This window comes from Variovorax sp. WS11 (genome assembly GCF_010499245.1).
Lineage (GTDB): Bacteria > Pseudomonadota > Gammaproteobacteria > Burkholderiales > Burkholderiaceae_C > Variovorax.
In genome coordinates, this window is sequence record NZ_JAAGOW010000004.1 from 34161 (window position 1) to 53626 (window position 19466).

A 19466-nucleotide genomic window follows, 5' to 3' on the forward strand; every position below is an offset into this window, starting at 1 on the left:
GTTAAAAGTTGAACAGATTCAACTGGTTAGCGAGGTCAGGCGGTTCCAAATGGGACAGATCGGCCTGCAAGGCGCATGAAAGCTGGGTTTTCTCGAATACCGAGGCCGACAAGATCTGTAGACAAGTGTAGAGAGAGGCATCGAGTTGAAGCTCCTTCCTGACAATGGCGATGAGCACGTAAGTGGCGACGTGAGCTACTGGATGGATTCGCGGCTGTTTTTGAGCACACGACCCAATACTGTTCGGATAGAGATATTTGATGCATAATGACTGCCGTCCCAACGACGGAGTCGAGCATGGCGCGAACCAAGGCGGTCCTGGGAAGTGGAGCAAGGCTGGCCGACTTTCTGAGTGCCAGCCTGCTGGCGCGGGTCGTGCCGGCCGAGGTGGTGAATGCGGTGCTCGATGCTCACGGCTGCAATTCGCAGCGCGTGCGCAGCTTTCCGGCAGTAGCAGGGGCGTACTACTGCATGGCTCTGAGCCTGTACCCTGAGGCCGCGTACGAGGAAGTGTTCGCCGCCGTGTCGCAGGGCCTGGCCTGGGCCGCCGGGGCTGCCGAGCCACCCCGGGTGACCAAGTCCTCGATCAGCGGCTTGCGCAGCAAGATCGGCGCGGCGCCGATGCGTGAACTGGTCGAGCGCTGCTGTGTGCCCATGGCTGACGCTCAGGCTCATTCCCACGCGTTCTATGCCGGCCTGAGGCTGGTCGCCATTGACGGCAGCACCTTCGAGCTGCCTGACGAGGCCGAGAACGCGGCGCATTTCGGCTACCCGGGCAGCCGAATCGGCCATGCCGGCTACCCGCAGGCGCGATGCGCGGTGCTGGTTGAGTGCGCGACGCACGCGATCCTGGGCGCCAACCTGGGGCCCTACCGCAGCGGCGAGTGGGAGCTGTTCCAGCCACTCTTGCCCCGGCTGGAGCCGGGCATGCTGTGCCTGGCCGACCGGGGGTTCAACGGCTTCGAACACTGGCAGCAGGCGAGCTCCACCGGCGCGCAGTTGCTCTGGCGCTGCGTGGGCAACCGCCAGTTGCCGGTGCATCGCATGCTCGACGATGGTTCGTACCTCAGTGCCATCTATCCCACCGGTGTGAGCCGCAGCGAGGCGACGAGCCAAGCCATTGTGGTGCGCGTCATCGAATACGCCTTGCCGGGACTGGCCGATGCACAACCGCGCTACCGACTGTTGACCACGTTGCTGGACCCGCAAATCGCCCCGGCGCCGGAACTGGCGGCGCTGTACCACCAGCGCTGGGAAATAGAGGGCGTGTTCGACGAGCTCAAGACGCATCTGCGGCAGAGCCGCCGCGTGCTGCGCAGCAAGACCGCGGAGCTCGTGCGCCAGGAGTTCTATGGTTGGGTGCTGGCGCACTACTCGGTGCGCTGGCTGCTGCATCAGGGCGCCACACGGCATCGAATGGCACACGCCGAGCTGTCCTTCACAGGGCATGTGCAGCTGCTTCGCCGCGCACAGCCCCGCTCCGGGGCCTTTCCCCCCAGCGCGCCCGAGGCGTCGACGACGGTGGTTCAATGAACTGCTCGAAGCCTGCGCCCGGATCCGCGCCACCCGCACGCTGAACAAGCGCTCGCCGCGGATGGTCAAGCGGCGCCACTCGCCTTACGCATCATTCGACCACCACGCGCCGACGCGCGTGCCCATCGATTGCACTCCCGAGATCATCGGCCCGCCTGGACCCCGGCCCAAGCCAGCCGATTCCCATATACCGCGTCGATTCAGAAGCTTCATGCCATAAACGAACAGTATTGGCACACGACCCCCTTACCCCCATTGTTTGTCAGCGTGCCGGGGACAGCACTGGATGATCTGGCCCCCGAAAAACGGACACCACAAGGTCTGCTATTTTTGACCTTGCGGAGGATGTATGAAGAAGTCAGGACCGGATCGGAAGTACACGGACGAGTTTCGGCAAGCCGCGGTCAAGCAGGTGGTCGACGGAGGTCGAGCCATCAGGCAGGTTGCTCGTTCTCTCGAAATGTCGGCTGGCACGCTCGGCAACTGGGTAGCCAAGGCGAACAAGGGGGAGGCACTGAGCAAGCTGCCCTCGGGTAAGCCGCTGAGCGACCTCGAGGCCGAGGTCTCGCGGTTGCGCCAGGAGGTGGCGCGGCTGAAGATCGAGAAAGAAATATTGAAAAAAGCGGCGGCGTACTTCGCGAAGGAATCGATGTGAGGTACGCCTGGATACTCGCGAACCGCGAGGTGTATTCGATTCCGATGATGTGCGAGCTGCTCGGCGTGTCGCGCAGCGGTCTGAGTGCGGCAGCCAAGCGCGAGAGGTCCGAGCGCAGGTTGGAGGAGGCTGAGGTGGTCGAGCAGATCCGCCGCGCGCAGACAAAACACAAAGGGCGTTACGGACGTCGCCGGATGACGCCTGAGGTCAGCGAAGCGCTCGGGCGCAAGATCAACCACAAGCGCATCGGTCGGCTGATGCGAGACCATGATTTGCAAAGCCGCAAGCGTCGAGCATTCCGCGTGCGCACGACGGACTCCAAGCATGCCTACCCGATCGCACCGAATGTCCTGGAGCGCGACTTTGCTGCGACGGCGCCGGACCAGAAGTGGCTTGCGGACATGACCTATGTGCCGACGGCGGAGGGTTGGCTGTACCTGGCCCTCGTGCTAGACCTGTTCGCACGCAAGATCGTGGGCTGGGCCATGAGCGAGACGATGCCCCAGGAACTGACGATCGAGGCCCTGCAAGTGGCACTGGGTTGACGGGACCCGCCCACGGGCTTGGTCCATCATTCGGACAGGGGTTCGCAATATGCGGCCAAGGACTACCGCAAGGTGCTCAAGGCGAGAGGAATCACCGTCTCGATGAGCCGCAAAGGAGACTGCTGGGACAACTCCCCGATGGAGTCGGCAAACGGGACGCTCAAAGTGGAGTGCATTCACGGCGAGAGCTTCAAGACCCGTGACGAAGCGAGGCAGGCGATCCTCGACTACATTGGCTACTACAACACGCAACGCAGGCACTCCTCGCTTGGGTACGTGCCGCCAAGCCAATTCGAGCGGCGCTGGCGCGCCGAGATGGAAAAGCGAACGGGGGCATAGTACCCATGGCGAGCAACGCGTTGACCACCGCCGGCCGATTCGGTTCGTCGCAAGCGACCGAACCGGCCGGCCGTGGACAACGCTTCCCGCAGATCGTGGTGTCCGCATTTCGGGGTCCGGTTCAGTACCCGCACACGGCGCGTGTTGCGCACGATGGCTGCGCCGATCTTCAGCAGGCGCACGCGAATCGTGGCCGCGGCGGCGCGTTCCAGCTCGGTGTCCTTGAGAGCGAACTCGCGCAGCCGTTGCATCAGCGTGTAGGCCAGCGCCGCCAGCAGCAATCGCAGCTGGTTGGCCGCGAAGCGGTGGCAACTCGCTCTGGTGCCGAACAGGTCGAGCTGGGCCTCCTTGATGCGGTTCTCGGCCTCGCCGCGTGCGCAGTACAGCCGCTCATACAGCTGTATGGCGTCGCCCTGGAGATCGGTCACCACGAAGCGCGGGTTGTTGCCCTGGCTGCCGTGCTCCAGCCGCGTGATCACGCGTCGTTCGATGTCCCAGCTGTCGGCCGCGTAGACGAACTCGTCGATCAGCCGCTGCTTGGCGCCAGTGCGCGCGTACTCGTCGGCCAGCATCGCCTCGGCGTACTGCACGGTCGCCTCCAGCCGCGCGTTGCGCGCCAGCCCGATGATGTAGTTCACGCCCGAGCGCTCGCACCAGCGCAGCAATCTCTGGCGACAGAAGCCCGAGTCACCGCGCACGATGATCCGCGCGTTGGGCCACGCCTGGCGCAACCGCTGCACCAGCAGCTTGATCACCGCCGCGGCGTTCTTGGCGCCATCGATGCGGCTGCGCCGCAAGACGCATGCGAGCATGGCTTGGCCACAGAACACGTACAGCGGCAGATAGCAGTGGTGGTCGTAGTAGGCATGGAACTCGCAGCGCTCCTGGTCGCCGTGCAAGGGCACATCCGAGGCGTCAATATCCAGCACCAGTTCCTCGGGCGGGCTCTTGTGGCTGGCGATGAACTGCTCGATGAGCACGCCATGCAGCGCCACTGCCTGCGCGCGCGTGGCGCGGGTCTCCAGGCGGCTGAGCGTGGGCGAACTCGCCAGCGCATCGACCCGCCCCACAGCTGTCTGCATCAGCAGATCGTCTCTCAAGGTGTCGTGGTCGTTGAGGTCTTCGTAACCGCAGCACAAGCCGTAGATGCGCTGGGCGAGCAGGTCGCGCAGGGTGTGCGTGATGCGTGCCGGATCGCGTGGATCACTGAGCACGGCCGCCGCAGCGCGGCTGAGGCCAATGCGCTCGTCCACGCGCCGCAGCAGCAAGACCCCGCCGTCCGAGCCAATGTCGCCGCCCTCGAAGTTCGCCTCGATGACGCGCCGACCCACACGCCCCAAATCCATCGTCCCATCGGTACACTTTGGCATCGGCAGCCCTCGGTTGAAATTGGCGTCAGATACCAATGTCAACGCGCTCCGGCACGAGGCTGCCGACCCTCTACTGGTGAAATATCCGGGCTAGGAGTCCGCGCGGCAGAAGTTTTTCTGCGCGGAGGTGAGCCCCGCGTTGAGTTCGTGCACGGCGAGGAAGGGTTGGCGCTGCGCCTTGGCTGTTCCTGAAGCTCCCGGACAGGGTCTATTTGGCCTGCCAGAGGCGAGGGGCACGCGTGTGCCCCCACTGTGGGCTTATCTGACCATCAAGGTGCTCATGCGCCGCAGGTTCAGCGCCAGGCACACGAGCTTGAACTCGGCCTTGACCTTGTTCAATCCCCGCAGGCTGAACTGCCGGAAGCCCAGCACGCTCTTGATCCACCCGTTGGGCGCCTCCACGATCCACTTCCTCTTGCGGTAGGCCGCTTGGCCTGGTGGCGTCTTCAGCCTGGCATCCATCGCTGCAGTGCGCGGGTATTGTTCGGCGTCGATGTCCAGCGCCTGCTTGCCCTCTCGGCCCAATGCCACGATCAGCTCGCTCGGGCTGTCCTTGAGCTGCTCGAACACGGCCTCCGAGCGGAATCCCGCATCCGCCAGCACCTGTCGGGCGTCCTCGCCCAGGTTGGCCTTCACCGCCGCCAACAGCACCGGCAGGCGGTCACTGTCGGCGGCGTTGTTGCTCAGCTCCGCGGCCACCACGAGTTGCGCGGCCTCGTCCACCGCGGTGTGGGCGTTGTAGCCGTAGTCGTAGCCGCCACCTGAGCGTTTCATGATCCGACTGTCCGTGTCGGTGAAGCTCTCCTGGGCGCTGTCCTTGGGAACACCGAAGTCGCGCTTGTAGCGCCCGCCCTTGGGCTTGCCGTCCTTGTCACGGGGTTTGCGCTCGTCGTCGGCGCTGCGCCCGCGGGCCGCATCGGCCTCGCGCTGGCGTTGCTCCAGGCGCAGCTTGGCCTCGGTGATCGCCTTGAGCCGGTCCTCACGGCGCTTGATCTCCCCGGGGATGTCCAGGTCGGGTTCGTTCTTCTCCAGGTCGTCGGCGGCACACGCTCGGTTGAGCAAGCCATCGATCTGCGCCTTGAGTTCGCCCTCGGCCTTGACCATCCTGTCATAGCTCATGGCCTTGTGGCGGCTCGCGTTGGCCTTGAGCTTGGTGCCGTCCACCGCCACGGTGCCCAGCTTGACCAGGCCGCACTCGCGCGCCAGGCGCACCACCTGCACGAACAACGCCGCCAGTTCCTCCAGGTGCAGTGCCCGGAAGTCCGAGAGCGTGCGGTGCGCCGGGTAGTTCTCTGCACCCAACACCCGCAGCGCAACGTCTTCGTGCAGCTTGGCCGCGAGCTTGCGCGAACTGAAGGTGCCGGTGGCGTAGCCGTAGATCAGCACCTTGACCATCATGGCCGGGTGGAACGGCTGATTGCGCGGCCCACCCTTGGCGTATCGCGCATGGAAGGCGCTCAGATCCAGGCTGTCGACGCTGTCGCTGATGAAGTACGCCAGGTGCCCTTCGGGCAGCCAGTCTTGAAGTGCGTCAGGAAGCAGTCTTTGCTGCTGAGGCTCGTAGGGCAGGTAGCTGATGGGCATGCGCCCAAATCTATCAAGCCTCTGCGCGCTCGTCACGCTTCTGCCGCGCAGGCTCCTAGACGACCGCTGATGGCAGCCAGAATGAAACTCTGGGGCCGGACCGCCGGGGGTGATGTGGGGGCGCTGGCTCTGAACGGCGGCACCTGCATCCAGTCAGGAATCTCCAGCCAACTCTTGGGGTCCAGGTTACCGGTGCGCTCCTAGCTTAGCTACCCCAGGGGAACCCTTTTGTCAGAGAATCGGCCCTACTAGAACTTCAAGCCTGATGCCGCTGTCGTGCGACTGCATCGAGCAGCCGTCTTGGTCGGCGGCCAAACTACGATCTCATGCGTCGGACTGCCAAGTGGGACTGCAACGCTTCGTTCGTCCCGAAGCCTTCCGAGTTTCTTGCGATCACGTTTCAGCCGCGAACTTGTCCATGTCGCTGTTCGTGAGTGTTTTGCCTCTGATGCTGGTTTGAGCTAATGAAGACGAGATGGGCATCAAGATCGAACGAGGCTATGTAGTTGTCGGCTTGGTCTATGTGGTCTTGATTGCAGTCGATTGGCTCTCGTCCTTGATGACCAAGAAGGGCGTCCCGTCCAGCCGCGGCACGAGCCAGTCTCCGGAGCGCAGCATCTCGAAGGCCACGGCGACGTAACGCCCTTCGTCCGGCGACATCAGGGGACGCACCCAGGCCGTGGCGGCCAGCCAGGCGAAGAGGCAGGCCAGGGCCAGGCCGGCCTGTGCCGGGCCGATCGTTTCGCGCGGCGCCTTCATGGCTGTGGCACGTCCAGGCCGTGGCCCAGCACCTTCTTCACCACGTAGAGCGGGCGGCCCTTCACCTCCTCGAAGATGCGCGCGACGTATTCCCCGACGATGCCGGTGGAGATCATCTGGATGCCGATGAAGAACATCAGGCTCACCACGATCGTGGACCAGCCCGACACCGGGTTGCCCACCAGCATGTGCTCGGCGACCAGGTAGATCCCGTAGACCAGGGCCGGCAGCGCCAGCAGTAGTCCCACGATGCTGACCATGCGCAGCGGCCAGGTGGTGAAGGAGGTCAGCCCGTCGATCGCGAGATTGACCAGGCGCGCGGTGCTGAAGCTGCTCTTTCCCTTGGCCCTCGGGCTCGGCGTGTAGGGCAGCGCTACCGCTCTGAAGCCGACCCACGCATACAGCCCCTTCATGAAGCGCGTGCGTTCCGGCAGGCTCAGCAGGGCGTCGACCACCCGGCGGTCCATCAGCCGAAAGTCGCCCGCATCCTCTGGCAGCTCGAAGCGCTGCGAAGCGTTCACCAGCTTGTAGAACAGGCGCGCACGCATGCGCTTGAAGGCATGCTCGTCCGTGCGCTCCTGGCGCACGGTGTAGACCACCTCGGCCCCCTCTTGCCAGCGCTTCAGCATTTCCGCGATCAGCGAAGGCGAATGCTGCAGGTCGCCGTCGAGTAGCGCGACGGCATCGCCGCAGGCTGCCTGCAGGCCGGCAGTGAGCGCGGCCTCCTTGCCGAAGTTGCGCGACAGGCTGATGCAGCGAAAGCCCGAGAGCTGGCACCAGGCCTCGGCCACGGCGACCGTGTTGTCGGTGCTGCCGTCGTCGACCACGATGATCTCCCAATGGAGGTGCGTGGACCACAGGGTCTCTTCCAGACTCGACAGCAGCGCGTTGAGGTTGGCGCCTTCGTTGAAGCAGGGGATGACGCAGGAGATGCTGCTGCCGGCCGGCGGGTGGACGCGCTGCGCGGGCACCGGCCCGGCGGCGCTGCTCGGCCCGCTGCTTGCGAGCTCCACCGCAGCACGCGGTGCCGTCGGCGGGCTGTTCATGCTGGCGCTCACCTCAAGGGCCCCGGCGGGCCGGGCGGCCGGCCATTGCGCGACGGCCCGGACCGTCGCGCGCAATCAACGGCGCCACACGGCGCCGCACCAGGTGCCGCAGGCCCACGAACAGGCCCGCCAGCGCCAGGGCCAGCAGTAGGCCGGCCAGGATGTCGCCCGGGAAGTGGACGCCGACGTGGATGCGTCCCCAGCCGGTGAGGACGGCGATCGCGAAGATCGCCGCGCCCGCGCCGCGCAGCACCGGTCGCGCCAGGCACAGCAGCGCGACCGTGAACATGACCGTCGCATGCGCGCTCGGCAGCGAGCCGCGCGCGCCGTGGGCGATGTAGGGCGGGCTCAGGCCCAGCATGAAGGGGCGCGGCAGGTTCAGCGCGGCCGCAATGGAATGGGCGAGCAGCGCCGCGAGCGCCGCGAAACCCAGGACGGCCATCAGGTAGCCGCGCTGCGAGGGCTGCCGCCAGGCGATCCAGCCCAGCAGGGCCGCGCACAACCAGGGGCCGCCGACCGCGATAGCACCGGCCACGGCCACCAGCCAGGGGCGGGGTTCGAGGCCCGCGGCCATCCAGTGAAAGAGAAGCAGGTCGAATGCCTTCATGCGGGAAGGCGGCAAAGTCGCGGGATCGGTCGCATGGCCGCCACTCTATAGCGGGCTTGTGAAGCCAAGCTGAACGTGCTTTCACCTTTGGCAACGCCCTGCCGCTGCCCTCCTCAGGTGGACCGCGTCGCGATCTCGGCCGCGCTCAAAGCGCCAAAGCGCCGCTGTGGGCCGGCCTTCTGTGTCGCGCGGATGAATTCGGAAAAGGCCCTTGGATCAGGTGGTCATCATCACGCCCTCGCGACGCCACAAGGCGGCTAAGCGCTCCCACTCCGCGGCGCCTACGTGCACCCGGCAACGCCGCCGCACCAGGGTCCATTCACGTTTGGTTCAGCCGCGTGCGGCAACGTCGGCGGTTGTTCTCTCAAACCCTTGGTTACCCAGACCGATGAAGACAGTCGCCAGCCGGCGTCAGGCCCACGCCGCCATTGCGCTGCCGCCCGCTCCCCACACGATGCCGCATGCCGCGGCACGCTCTCCTGACCTCGCCTCCTGGGCTGCGGCGGCGCTGCTGCTCCTGCTCGCCCTGATCTGGTTCGGCACCCTGGGCACACGCTCGCTCATTCACCCCGACGAGGGGCGCTACGCCAGCCTTGCGCTGGAGATGGCGCGCAGCGGCGACTGGGTCACTCCGCGCCTGAACGGCTTACTCTACTTCGAGAAGCCCGCGCTGCAGTACTGGATCGGCGCACTGTCCTTCCTGGCCTTCGGCGTGTCCGAGTTCTCGGCGCGCCTGTGGCCGGGCCTGGCCGGCTTCCTGACGGTGCTGGTGGTCGGGTTCACGGCCGCGCGTCTCTGGGGCCGCGAGACTGGAGTCCGGGCGCTGGCGATCGCGGTCTCCATGACCTGGATCCAGGTCAACAGCCACTTCCTCACCCTCGATGCAGGGCTGACGCTGTTCCTCACGGTGGCACTGTGCGCCGTTCTGCTGGCGAACAACGGCCGGTCGGACGCGCGCCAGCGCCGCCGATGGATCTGGCTCGCCTGGGCGGCGATGGCCGCCGCCGTGCTGAGCAAGGGGCTGGTGGGCATCGTTATCCCCGGCGCGGTACTGGTGCTGGTCAGCCTGTGGCGTCGCGACACGTCGCTGTGGCGGGGCCTGCACTGGGCTTCGGGCCTGCTCATCTTCCTGGCCATCACCGCGCCCTGGTTCGTGCTGGTGTCACTGCGCAACCCCGGCTTCGCGAGCTTCTTCTTCATCCACGAGCATTTCGCGCGCTACCTCACCGAGGTGCATCAGCGCGAAGGGGCCTGGTGGTACTACCTGCCCTTCGTGCTGGTCGGCATGCTGCCCTGGACCGGCGCCCTCCCCTGGCTGCTGCGCAAGGACCGCACGGAGGCTGTGATCGCCCCTCGCCATCTGCTGGCGACCTGGTGCGTCTTCGTGCTCCTCTTCTTCAGCGCGTCGGGCTCCAAGCTGCCGTCGTACATCCTGCCCATGTTCCCGGCGCTGGCCCTGCTGGTCGCGATGCAGCTGCGCGATGCGCAGCCGGGCCCCCTGCGCCGGCACCTGCTGCTGCCGGCATTGGTCTGGGGGCTCGCGGGGCTCGCTTCCACACAAAGCGGCCGCTTCGTCTCGATCGTGTCGCCGGCGGAAGTGCTGGCGCCGCTGGCCTCGGCCCTGCGCATCGGTGCCGCGCTCATGCTGGTCGGCCTCGCGATCGGCTGGTGGTGCCTGGGGCGGCGCCGCGTCACTGCCGCGGTGCTGAGCCTGGCGCTCAGCCAAGTGACGGCGACCGCCGTGGTGCTGCAGGCCCACAACGGCTACGGCCAGCTCAAGAGCGCGGCGGCGATCGCGGCCGTTCTGCAGCCGCTGATCACGCCGCAAACCCCCGTCTTCTGCGTGCGCGCCTATGACCAAACCCTGCCCTTCTATCTCCAGCGCGACGTGGTGCTGGTCGACTACGAGGACGAATTCGCCCTCGGCCAGCAGCACGAGCCCGCGCGGTCCATCCCGACGCTCGATGCGTTCGTGGCGCGCTGGAATTCCCTCCCGCACGCGGCGGCCTACATGAGCGTTTTCGCCTGGGTCGAGCTGCACCAGCGCGGCCTGCCGATGCGCATCGCGTTCCAGGACCCGCGGCGCGTCATCGTCGTCAAGCCATGAAAGCACTCGACTTCTTCTGGGTCCTCGGCGGCGTGCTGCTCAACGCCGCGGCGCAGCTGCTGCTGAAGGCCGGCGCCAACAGCAGCGGCGAGATCGTGCTGTCGGCCGGCGCGCCCGCCCTCTGGCGCACCGCGCTCGGCCTGGCTCAGCACCCCGGCATCCTGGGCGGGCTGGCCTGCTATGCCGTGAGCGTGGTGGTGTGGATCGTCGCGCTGTCGCGCGTCGACGTGAGCATCGCCTATCCCATGCTCTCGATCGGCTACGTCGTCAATGCAGCGCTGGCGTGGTGGCTCTTCGGCGAGGCCGTCAACACGCAGCGCTGGCTGGGCATCAGCGTCATCGTCATCGGCGTGCTGCTGGTGGCGAACAGCGGGAGCCGTTCATGAGCGCCGTCCGGCCGGCCGAAGGCGCTCGCACGCAGCCGAAGGCGAAGGTACTCCAATGAACCCGGCGCCCTTCCTCCCCTTTACCCGCCCCTCCATCGACGAGCGCACCATTGCCGAGGTGGGCGAGGTGCTGCGCTCGGGCTGGATCACCACCGGCCCACGCTGCCAGGAGCTCGAGGCCGCCTTGTCGAAGCGCCTGGACGGCCGGCCGGTACGGCTGGTCAACTCGGGCACGGCAGCGCTGGAGCTCGCGCTGCGGCTGTGCGGCATCGGCCCCGGCGACGAGGTCATCACCACGCCGCTGAGCTGGGTGGCGACGGCCAACGTCGTGCTGGCGGTCGGCGCGACCCCGGTCTTCGTGGATGCGGAGGCGAGCACCCGCAACATCGACCTCAGCCTCTTGGAGCGCGCCATCACCGCGCGCACGCGTGCGCTGATCCCGGTCGACCTGGCCGGCCTGCCGGGCGATCGCGACCGGGTCGACGCCATCGCCCGGCGGCACGGGCTGCGGGTGATCGAAGACGCCGCGCAGTCCTTCGGCGCGCGCTGGGGCGGCCGCGAAATCGGCAGCTTCGGCGACCTGGTGTCGTTCAGCTTCCATGCCAACAAGAACCTCTGCACGGCCGAGGGCGGCTGCCTGGTGCTCAACAACGAAGTGGAAGCCCGCCGCTTCGAGAAGCTGCGCCTGCAGGGCGTGACCCGCCTGCCCGACGGCAGCATGGACGTCGAGGACTGGGGCAGCAAGGCCAACCTGACCGACGTGGCCGCCGCCATCGGCCTCGGGCAGCTGCGCCGCATCGACGAATTCACCGCGCGGCGGCGCGCCCTGGCCGAGCGCTACCTCGCGCGCTGGGACGCCTCGCTCGGCTTCGAGCTGCCGCCTGCTGATACTGCCCAGCACGGCAACTGGCACATGTTCCAGCCGCTGCTGCCGCGCCGGCTGGCGCCGCGCCGCGGCGACTTCATCGCCGCGATGCGCGAGCAGGGCATCGGCGTCGGCGTGCACTACCCGGCCATGCACCTGTTCTCGCTGTTCCGCAAGCGCGGCCATGGCCCCGGCGACTTCCCGATCGCCGAGGACATCGGCGCGCGCACCGTCACGCTGCCCCTGTTCCCGGCCATGGCCGACGCCGATGTGGACCGCGTGTGCCGCGCGGTCGCCGCCACGGTCGCGGCGCTGCGCTGAGCGAGATCCCCGATGAAGATGAACGATGCCCCCTCCCTCGCGAGCGCCTCGCCGCTCGACCAGTCGCCGGGCCCCGCCCTCAGCGTCGTGATCCCGGTCTACAACGAGGAGGCCACGCTGCCCGCCCTCTTCGAACGCCTCTACCCGGCGCTCGACGCGCTGGCCCTCGACTACGAGGTCGTGTTCATCGACGACGGCAGCCGCGACCGCTCGGCCGCGCTGCTGGCCGGGCAGTTCGAGCGCCGGCCCGAGGTCACCCGCGTGATCCTGCTGAACGGCAACTTCGGCCAGCACCGCGCCATCCTCGCGGGCTTCGAGCATTGCCGCGGAGCGCGCGTGGTCACGCTCGACGCCGACCTGCAGAACCCGCCCGAGGACATCCGCCTGCTGATCGAGGCGATGGACCTCGGGCACGACTACATAGGCTCGATCCGCCGCGACCGGCAAGACGCCGCCTGGCGCCGCTGGGCCTCGCGCGCGATGAACGGCCTGCGCCACCGCCTGACCGGCATCGTCATGACCGACCACGGCTGCATGATGCGCGCCTACAGCCGCGACATCGTCCAGCTGATCAACCAGTGCAACGAGATGAACACCTTCATCCCGGCGCTGGCCTACCAGTTCGCGAAGAACCCGACCGAGGTGGTGGTCGGCCACGAGGCCCGGCATGCGGGCGAGTCCAAGTACTCGCTGTACAGCCTGATCCGGCTCAACTTCGACCTGGTCACCGGCTTCTCGCTGGTGCCGCTGCAGGCCTTCTCGATGCTGGGCATCGTCGTCTCGCTACTGTCGGGCGCGCTGTTCATCCTGCTGGCCGCGCGCCGTCTGCTGCTCGGCCCTGAGGAGGGCGGCCTGTTCACCCTGTTCGCCCTGCTGTTCCTGCTGGTCGGGCTCGCGCTCTTCGGCATCGGCCTGCTCGGCGAATACATCGGCCGCATCTACCAGGAAGTGCGGGCGCGGCCGCGCTACCAGGTCAGCGCGATCCTGGAGCGCGAGCGATGAGCGGCGACCGCGGCCGCCCCGCGCGCGCGATCGTCTTCGCCTACCACGACGTGGGCGTGCGCTGCCTGCGCGTGCTGCTCGATGCCGGAGTCGAGGTGTCGCTGGTCCTCACCCACGCCAACGCGCCGGGCGAAACGATCTGGTTCCGCAGCGTGGCTGCAGTGGCCGCGGAACATGGGCTGCGCTGCGTCATGCCCGCGGACCCGCACGATCCGGCGCTGCTCGCCGAAGCACGCGCGGCCGAGCCCGACTTCCTGTTTTCCTTCTACTACCGGCAGATGCTGAAGCAGGACTGGCTCGTGCTGCCGGCGCGCGGCGCCTTCAACATGCACGGCTCGCTGCTGCCGCGCTACCGGGGCCGCGCCCCCGTGAACTGGGCCGTGATCCATGGCGAGCGCGAGACCGGCGCGACCCTGCACCGGATGAACGAGAAGCCCGACAACGGCGCGATCGTCGACCAGTGCGCCGTGCCCATCCTGCGCGACGACACGGCACGCGAGGTGTTCGGCAAGGTCACTGTCGCGGCCGAGATCGTGCTGGCGCGCAGCTTGCCCGCGCTGCTCGACGGCACCGCGGTGGAGCGCTCGCAGGACCTGTCGCAGGGCCGCTACTTCGGCGGGCGCCGGCCGGAAGATGGGCGCATCCCCGGCGATGCAAATGCCCGGCAAATCCACAACCTGGTGCGCGCGCTCGCGCCGCCCTACCCGCCCGCATTCCTCCAGCTGCAAGGGCAGCGCGTCTTCATCGAGCGCACCCTGCCTGCTCCGGCGCCGGCCGATGCGCCCGGCAGCGGGCTGCGGCTCCTGCGCGACGGCGCCTCGCTGTGGCTGATGGCGGCCGATGGCAGCGCGCTGCGCGTGCTCGCGGCGCGGCGCGACGGCGTCGCCGGGCCGCTGGCCGTCGGCAACTTCGACAGCCTTTGTTCCGGCCGCTGGCTTGCGGCCGACGCCTGACAGCTTCTTCTTCTCCTGCGACGCAAACACCATGCTCAAAGTCCTCATCCTCGGCGTCAACGGCTTCATCGGCCACCACCTGACGCGCCACATCATGGAGCGCACCGACTGGCAGGTGCACGGCATGGACATGCAGTCCGACCGCGTCGCGCCCTGGCTCGACCACCCGCGCTTTCACTTCTTCGAGGGCGACATCACCATCAACAAGGAGTGGATCGAATACCACGTGAAGAAGTGCGACGTGGTGCTGCCGCTGGTCGCGATCGCCACGCCGGCTACCTACGTGCGCGAGCCGCTGCGGGTGTTCGAGCTCGACTTCGAGGCCAACCTGCCGATCGTTCGCCAGTGCCTGCGCTACGGCAAGCGCGTGGTCTTCCCCTCGACCAGCGAGGTCTACGGCATGTGCACCGACGAGAGCTTCGACCCCGAGGCCTCCCACCTGATCTACGGACCGATCAACAAGCCGCGCTGGATCTACGCCTGCGCCAAGCAGCTGATGGACCGCGTGATCCACGCCTACGGCCAGCAGGAGGGTCTTCGCTACACGCTCTTCAGGCCTTTCAACTGGGTCGGCCCCGGGCTGGACAGCCTGCATGCGCCGAAAGAAGGCTCGAGCCGCGTGCTCACCCAGTTCCTCGGCCACATCGTGCGCGGCGAGCCGATCCGGCTGGTCGACGGCGGCAGCCAGCAGCGCGCCTTCACCTATGTCGAAGACGGCATCTCGGCGCTGGTGAAGATCATCGCCAACGAGGGAGGCATCGCCGACGGCAAGATCTACAACATCGGAAATCCCGACAACAACCTTTCGATCCGCGCACTCGCCCGGATGATGCTGGACCTGGCGGGCACCCTGCCCGAGTACCGCGATGCCGCGGCCGCCGTGAAGCTGATCGACGTGGCGTCTGCGGACTACTACGGCAGCGGCTACCAGGACGTGCTGTATCGCGTGCCCGACATCCGCCGCACCACGGCCGATCTGGGCTGGCGGCCCACCGTCGGGATGCCGGCGGCACTGCGCGAGATGTTCGCCTACTACCGCGACCATGCGGCGGCCGCCGCCGATCTGGAAGCCTGAGGGCGATGGCGCGGATCGCACTGAAGGTCGACGTCGACACCTGGCGCGGCACCCGCGAAGGCGTGCCCGCCCTGGTCCGCCTGCTGGCGGCGCAGCGCTGCGGCGCGAGCTTCCTCTTCAGCCTCGGACCGGACCACACCGGCCGCGCCATCCTGCGCGTGCTGCGCCCGGGCTTCCTCGGCAAGGTCTCGCGCACCTCGGTGCTCGAGCACTATGGCCTGCGCACCCTGCTGCACGGCGTGCTGCTGCCGGGACCGGACATCGGCCGCCGAGAAGCCGCCACGCTGCGCAGCGTTCGCGACGCCGGCTTCGAGGTGGGCGTGCATTGCTGGGACCACGTGCGCTGGCAGGACGGTCTGCTGAGCCGGGACGACGCGTGGGCCGAGCGCGAGATGCGCCGAGCGCTGCAACGCCATGCCGAGGTGTTCGGCGCCCCGGCGCGGCTGCATGGCGCCGCGGGCTGGCAGTTCAATCCGGCGGCGGCGCAGGCCGAAGCGGCGCTGGGCATCGAGTTCGCCTCCGACACGCGCGGCAGCCATGCCTTCGTCCCGGTAGCGGACGACGGCACGGCCCTCGGACCGCCGCAGTACCCGACCACCCTGCCGACGCTGGACGAGCTCATCGGCGTCGACGGCCTCACGGTGGACGACGTGCACCGGCACCTGCTGGGGCTGACCGAGCAGACCACGCAGGACCAGGTCTACACGCTGCACGCCGAGCTCGAGGGCATGAAGCTGCGCAGCGTGTTCGAGCGCCTGATCGCCGGCTGGCGGTCCCAGGGGCACGAGCTCGTCGCGCTGGGCGCGCTGCACGGCGCGCGCGTCGCGGCGCTTCCGCGCCACCGCATCGCGCTCGGCAGCGTCCCCGGCCGTTCCGGGCTGCTCGCGCTGCAAGGTACAGCCTGGCAAGGCTGACCCCGGATCAGTTTGTCATCGCGGCGCGCGCCTTGCCAACCGGCTGCTGGTACATCTCGCGATCCTCTCGGTCACGACCTGCGCATCTACTGCGCAGCGTTGAGGGCCGCCAGGGGATCGTGGCGCTCACCTCCTGAGGAGGGCGCGCCAGGGTCCTGGCGAAGCTGAAAGCGGCGTTCAGCTTGGCTTCACCAGCGCCAGCATCTCGTGCATCATCCCTTGCTTCAACGAAGGCGCCAACCTCAACGCGCTGCTGTCAGCCTGGAAGAGACGCTGTGGTCCACACACTTCCACTGGGAGATCATCGTGGTAGACGATGGCAGCACCGACAACACGGTCGCCGCACGCGCAGGAGCAGTCGCGGCGCATGGGCGAGCGCGTGTTCGAAATGATCGGGGGCGTGCCGGTCATGCGACCGATCCCGCGACTTCGCTGCCTTGCATCCGCGATGAACACGGTGCCCCTGGATGCCGTCGATGTCGCGCTGGCCGCGCTGCTGGTGCTGGTGCTGGCCAATGCGATCGCTTCGCTGGTGCTGGGCCTGCGCGTGCACCGGCAGCCGTTGTGGGCCGCCGCGCGCATGACGGTACAACTGCTGCTGGTGGGGCTGGTGCTGCGCTTCGTGTTCGAGGCCGCGTCGCCCGCCTTCACGCTGGTCATGGTGGCGCTGATGGTCGCGGCCGCGGCGCGCGAGGTGGCGGTGCGCTCGACGCCGCGCCTTCACGGCGCCGGCAACCTGCGCATCGGTGCCATCGTCGTGAGCCTGTCGATCATGGCCACCGTGATGCTGGCGCTGCTGACCGCGATCCGGCCGCAGCCCTGGTACGAGCCGCGCTACGCCGTTTCGCTGATGGGCATCGTGCTGAACTCGGCCAGCCTCGGCCTGGACAGCTTCTTCGGCGGCGTGCGCGCGGGACGCCCAGCGATCGAAGCGCAGCTGGCGCTGGGGGCGAGCATCCATCAGGCGCTGGCCGAGCTCGTGCGCGGCTCGATCCGGTGCGGCATGATCCCGATCGTCAATCAGATGACGGCCGCCGGCGTGATCACCTTGCCCGGCACCATGACCGGGCAGTTGCTGGCAGGCATGGACCCGCTGGAGGCGGTGAAGTACCAGATCCTGTTGCTCGACAGCCAGGCGTTCACGGCCTCGTAGTCGTTGCTGGCGTCGAGCGCACAGCTCGAAAGGTGCCCCGTGAGCCATCAACGTCTTCGGGGACGACCAGTCGCTCCCAGGGGACCAGCTCTCGTACCTGGTTCACTGTGATCAGCGCGCGCGTTCGGTGAACGCAGGATGCTGGGCAAAGAACGCCTCGATGTGGCGGGCGCCGGCAGGCCCGAGCCCCCCGATGCTGGCCCACCAGCGCCGACGCCGCGGCACGCGCAGGGTCAGGTCGGCCAGCGTGCGGATGCCCGCAGCGTGCAGCACGCCCAGAAGTCCCACGGGTAGCCAGCGATCAACGGCGTCGCCGATGAGCGGCTGCGGAGGCGGTATCCCTCGCAGCGTCTCGATGGCGGTAGCGGCGGCTTTGGCGAGTTCCCGGTCGGACGGACTGGCCGTCACAAGTGTGGCGGCCAGGTTCGCCCTCGCGCGGCTCGTTGCGAAGATCACGAGCTGGCGTTTCACCCGCCCTATCACCGAGCGCGCCGAAGCGCCGGCAGCCCGGCGATCGGACAGATAGCGATCCACGGCGGCGCGGCTGGGAACCCCTTGAAGCCAGGCGCGAAATGCAGCCAGCGAAGCCTCGTCTGGCCACATGAAGTCCACAGGCGAGTCCGGCGGCGCTGACAGCGCGCTTTCCATGCTCGTCAGTTTAGGCCGGCGGCACGCATGCCAAGCTAATGATGTTTATCTTGGTAGCGCCGCCAAACGCCGATGTTTCACATGGGCTCGGCCGCCCCGCGTCGTCTGCAGGCCGCGGTCGTCGACGTGCGCGGCTTGCGGCTGCTGGGCTGTCAACACGGTTGAGAGTCTTGGCAGATTGGGCACGGCACGCTCAAGTAGGCCGCTGTCTTCGAAGGGCACGTTCCGGTTGATCACCCGGCCAGAAAGCTGCCGCTCGTACCAGCCATCGGCCAGTTCCGGCCGCTCACGCGCTCGTGAAGAGACGTTGTGAAGGCTCGGCTCGACGAATCGCGGACGGAGCGCGCGGCGTCGCGCACCTCGGGGGGCAGTGAGATACCGCTGCGGCACTGAACCGAAACCATGCGCCGGCGTGCGGCCTCGCGGCTTATCGCGATGATGACACCGCAATCGCACCGAATACCCGCCTGCGATCTGATGGCGTAACAGTTCGGCCGGCTGAAGGACGGCAGCGTGATGGTCGACTTGTCGGAGCACCTCGAAGCGCGCTCCGACCCGGCCGCCCATCGCGTCGCTGACCCTGTCGGCCGCGCTGCTGCCCGCATCCTTCGTGGGCGTGCTCGGCGCGTTCGTGCACCCGCGATCCGAGCACATTCTGGACTGGTTCCATGTCGCGATGCGCATCGAGCAGCTCTTGCAGACAACGCGACGGCTACACGGCCCAGAGAAGGAGGAGCTTCTCAAGGGCATCGAGCGCGTCAAATGGTTCCTGTGGCATGGAAACGTAATGCGCGCCGACGAAACCTTGTACGAACTGCTCGAAGAGATCGACGGCATGCGCGAACAGGACAGGCAAGCTGGGCGGCCGCCCTCGGTCGTGCTCAGGAAACTTGATCGGGCGCTGGACGAGTTCGCGACCTACGTCGACAGCAATGCCGGCGCGATCGTCAACTACGGGGAGAGGTACCGATGCGGGGAACGGATTTCCACCGGCTTCGTCGAGTCCGCGGTCAACCAGGTGATCGCCAAACGGTTCGTGAAGAAGCAGCAGATGCGCTGGACTCCGCGCGGAGCCCACCTGCTCTTACAGGTCCGCACGCAGGTGCTGAATGACGAGTTACACGCGTCCTTCGAGAGGTGGTATCCGGGCTTCGGCGCTCAGGATCATGCGCTGCTCGCAGCATAGGCAGGGAGCAAGAAGGCTCACTGCACACCCCCAGGAATGTGATGCTCTCCCTACCGCGATCATTCGCCGGGTTCGAACTACAGACCGGTGAACCCAAGAGGATCCCTGCCGATGCCAGATCTATTCGCCCGAGCACGAGCCGACGAACTCCAGCGTCATCTGGCTCGTCTCACGGAACATGACCATGTCCGAGTTCGCCCCTACGGCAAACACCTACTGATCCAGATGCACCGGGGCGACGATGTCGTCGACATCATTGCTCGGCTGACGGAGGTATCTCGCACAAGGTACACCGCTGCGTTCCGCAGTCACACGGGACGTTGGGAGCCGCTGCCCGTTTCGTGCGACCTTGCGCACTCGGCGGCCGCCGTTGCAACGCTGCTCGCCCCGTACCTTGAGCCGTAATGAGCAAGCTATT

Annotated in this window: 15 protein-coding genes and 5 pseudogenes; 13 read left to right on the top strand and 7 right to left on the bottom strand. The window is 67.4% G+C overall.

The window, feature by feature from the left end; translation table 11 throughout:
* Window position 1 precedes the first annotated feature (1 nt).
* Window positions 2-190 (bottom strand): annotated as a pseudogene (locus GXN78_RS29480) (IS4 family transposase); the annotation flags it as partial.
* Window positions 191-297: 107 nt separating this feature from the next.
* On the opposite strand from GXN78_RS29480, the gene GXN78_RS29485 reads away from it, so the two are divergent.
* The 3 genes and pseudogenes from GXN78_RS29485 (at window position 298) to GXN78_RS42270 (ending at window position 3072) form a co-directional block, all read left to right on the top strand.
* Window positions 298-1533, top strand: coding sequence for an IS4 family transposase (locus tag GXN78_RS29485; RefSeq protein ID WP_164255867.1), 1236 nt, complete (start codon window positions 298-300; stop codon window positions 1531-1533).
* A 349-nt stretch (window positions 1534-1882) separates the two neighbouring features.
* On the top strand, window positions 1883-2188 hold the full coding sequence (locus tag GXN78_RS29490) for a transposase (protein ID WP_106561438.1): 306 nt from the start codon (window positions 1883-1885) through the stop codon (window positions 2186-2188).
* A pseudogene (locus tag GXN78_RS42270) lies at window positions 2185-3072 on the top strand (IS3 family transposase). The gene GXN78_RS29490 and the pseudogene GXN78_RS42270 overlap by 4 nt, the downstream one beginning before the upstream one ends.
* Window positions 3073-3194: 122 nt before the next feature.
* On the opposite strand, the pseudogene GXN78_RS29505 reads toward GXN78_RS42270, so the two are convergent.
* The 5 genes and pseudogenes from GXN78_RS29505 to GXN78_RS29525 all read right to left on the bottom strand — a co-directional run.
* Window positions 3195-4442 (bottom strand): annotated as a pseudogene (locus tag GXN78_RS29505) (IS1380 family transposase); the annotation flags it as partial.
* A gap of 258 nt (window positions 4443-4700) precedes the next feature.
* Window positions 4701-6026 carry an IS1182 family transposase gene (locus tag GXN78_RS29510; RefSeq protein ID WP_164255345.1) on the bottom strand — a complete coding sequence of 442 codons (1326 nt, stop codon included), beginning with the start codon at window positions 6024-6026 and terminating at the stop codon, window positions 4701-4703.
* A 567-nt stretch (window positions 6027-6593) separates the two neighbouring features.
* Window positions 6594-6785, bottom strand: a pseudogene (locus GXN78_RS29515) (dolichyl-phosphate-mannose--protein mannosyltransferase); the annotation flags it as partial.
* Window positions 6782-7831 (bottom strand): glycosyltransferase family 2 protein, encoded by a 1050-nt coding sequence (locus GXN78_RS29520; RefSeq protein ID WP_106560156.1) that lies wholly within the window; start codon window positions 7829-7831, stop codon window positions 6782-6784. The pseudogene GXN78_RS29515 and the gene GXN78_RS29520, both read right to left, overlap by 4 nt.
* 13 nt (window positions 7832-7844) lie before the next feature.
* Complete coding sequence (locus GXN78_RS29525) at window positions 7845-8438, bottom strand: phosphatase PAP2 family protein (RefSeq protein ID WP_106560121.1); 594 nt, start codon at window positions 8436-8438, stop codon at window positions 7845-7847.
* 388 nt (window positions 8439-8826) lie between these two features.
* On the opposite strand from GXN78_RS29525, the gene GXN78_RS29530 reads away from it, so the two are divergent.
* The 9 genes and pseudogenes from GXN78_RS29530 to GXN78_RS29570 all read left to right on the top strand — a co-directional run bounded on the left by GXN78_RS29530 (window position 8827) and on the right by GXN78_RS29570 (window position 17214).
* Window positions 8827-10545, top strand: coding sequence for a glycosyltransferase family 39 protein (locus GXN78_RS29530; protein ID WP_106560122.1), 1719 nt, complete (start codon window positions 8827-8829; stop codon window positions 10543-10545).
* Window positions 10542-10931, top strand: coding sequence for an SMR family transporter (locus GXN78_RS29535; protein WP_106560123.1), 390 nt, complete (start codon window positions 10542-10544; stop codon window positions 10929-10931). The genes GXN78_RS29530 and GXN78_RS29535 overlap by 4 nt, the downstream gene beginning before the upstream one ends.
* Window positions 10932-10986: 55 nt before the next feature.
* On the top strand, window positions 10987-12117 hold the full coding sequence (locus tag GXN78_RS29540; RefSeq protein WP_106560124.1) for a DegT/DnrJ/EryC1/StrS family aminotransferase: 1131 nt from the start codon (window positions 10987-10989) through the stop codon (window positions 12115-12117).
* Between the two features lie 18 nt (window positions 12118-12135).
* Entirely contained in the window at window positions 12136-13119 is a 984-nt protein-coding gene (locus tag GXN78_RS29545) for a glycosyltransferase (protein ID WP_106560157.1), read from the top strand.
* Complete coding sequence (locus GXN78_RS29550; RefSeq protein WP_106560125.1) at window positions 13116-14072, top strand: formyltransferase; 957 nt, start codon at window positions 13116-13118, stop codon at window positions 14070-14072. Before GXN78_RS29545 ends, GXN78_RS29550 begins: the two co-directional genes overlap by 4 nt.
* Before the next feature lie 31 nt (window positions 14073-14103).
* Window positions 14104-15147: a bifunctional UDP-4-keto-pentose/UDP-xylose synthase gene (locus GXN78_RS29555; protein WP_106560158.1), complete on the top strand. Its 1044-nt coding sequence runs from the start codon at window positions 14104-14106 to the stop codon at window positions 15145-15147.
* Window positions 15148-15152: 5 nt separating this feature from the next.
* Window positions 15153-16061, top strand: coding sequence for a 4-deoxy-4-formamido-L-arabinose-phosphoundecaprenol deformylase (locus tag GXN78_RS29560; RefSeq protein ID WP_106560126.1), 909 nt, complete (start codon window positions 15153-15155; stop codon window positions 16059-16061).
* Between the two features lie 306 nt (window positions 16062-16367).
* A pseudogene (locus tag GXN78_RS41520) lies at window positions 16368-16415 on the top strand (hypothetical protein); the annotation flags it as partial.
* A 94-nt stretch (window positions 16416-16509) separates the two neighbouring features.
* Window positions 16510-17214: an ABC transporter permease gene (locus tag GXN78_RS29570; protein ID WP_106560159.1), complete on the top strand. Its 705-nt coding sequence runs from the start codon at window positions 16510-16512 to the stop codon at window positions 17212-17214.
* 111 nt (window positions 17215-17325) lie between these two features.
* On the opposite strand, the gene GXN78_RS29575 is transcribed toward GXN78_RS29570, so the two are convergent.
* Window positions 17326-17862: a phage integrase family protein gene (locus tag GXN78_RS29575; RefSeq protein WP_239143014.1), complete on the bottom strand. Its 537-nt coding sequence runs from the start codon at window positions 17860-17862 to the stop codon at window positions 17326-17328.
* 610 nt (window positions 17863-18472) lie between these two features.
* Here GXN78_RS29575 and GXN78_RS29580 point away from each other — a divergent pair.
* Complete coding sequence (locus tag GXN78_RS29580) at window positions 18473-19048, top strand: hypothetical protein (RefSeq protein WP_106560127.1); 576 nt, start codon at window positions 18473-18475, stop codon at window positions 19046-19048.
* Window positions 19049-19466 lie beyond the last annotated feature (418 nt).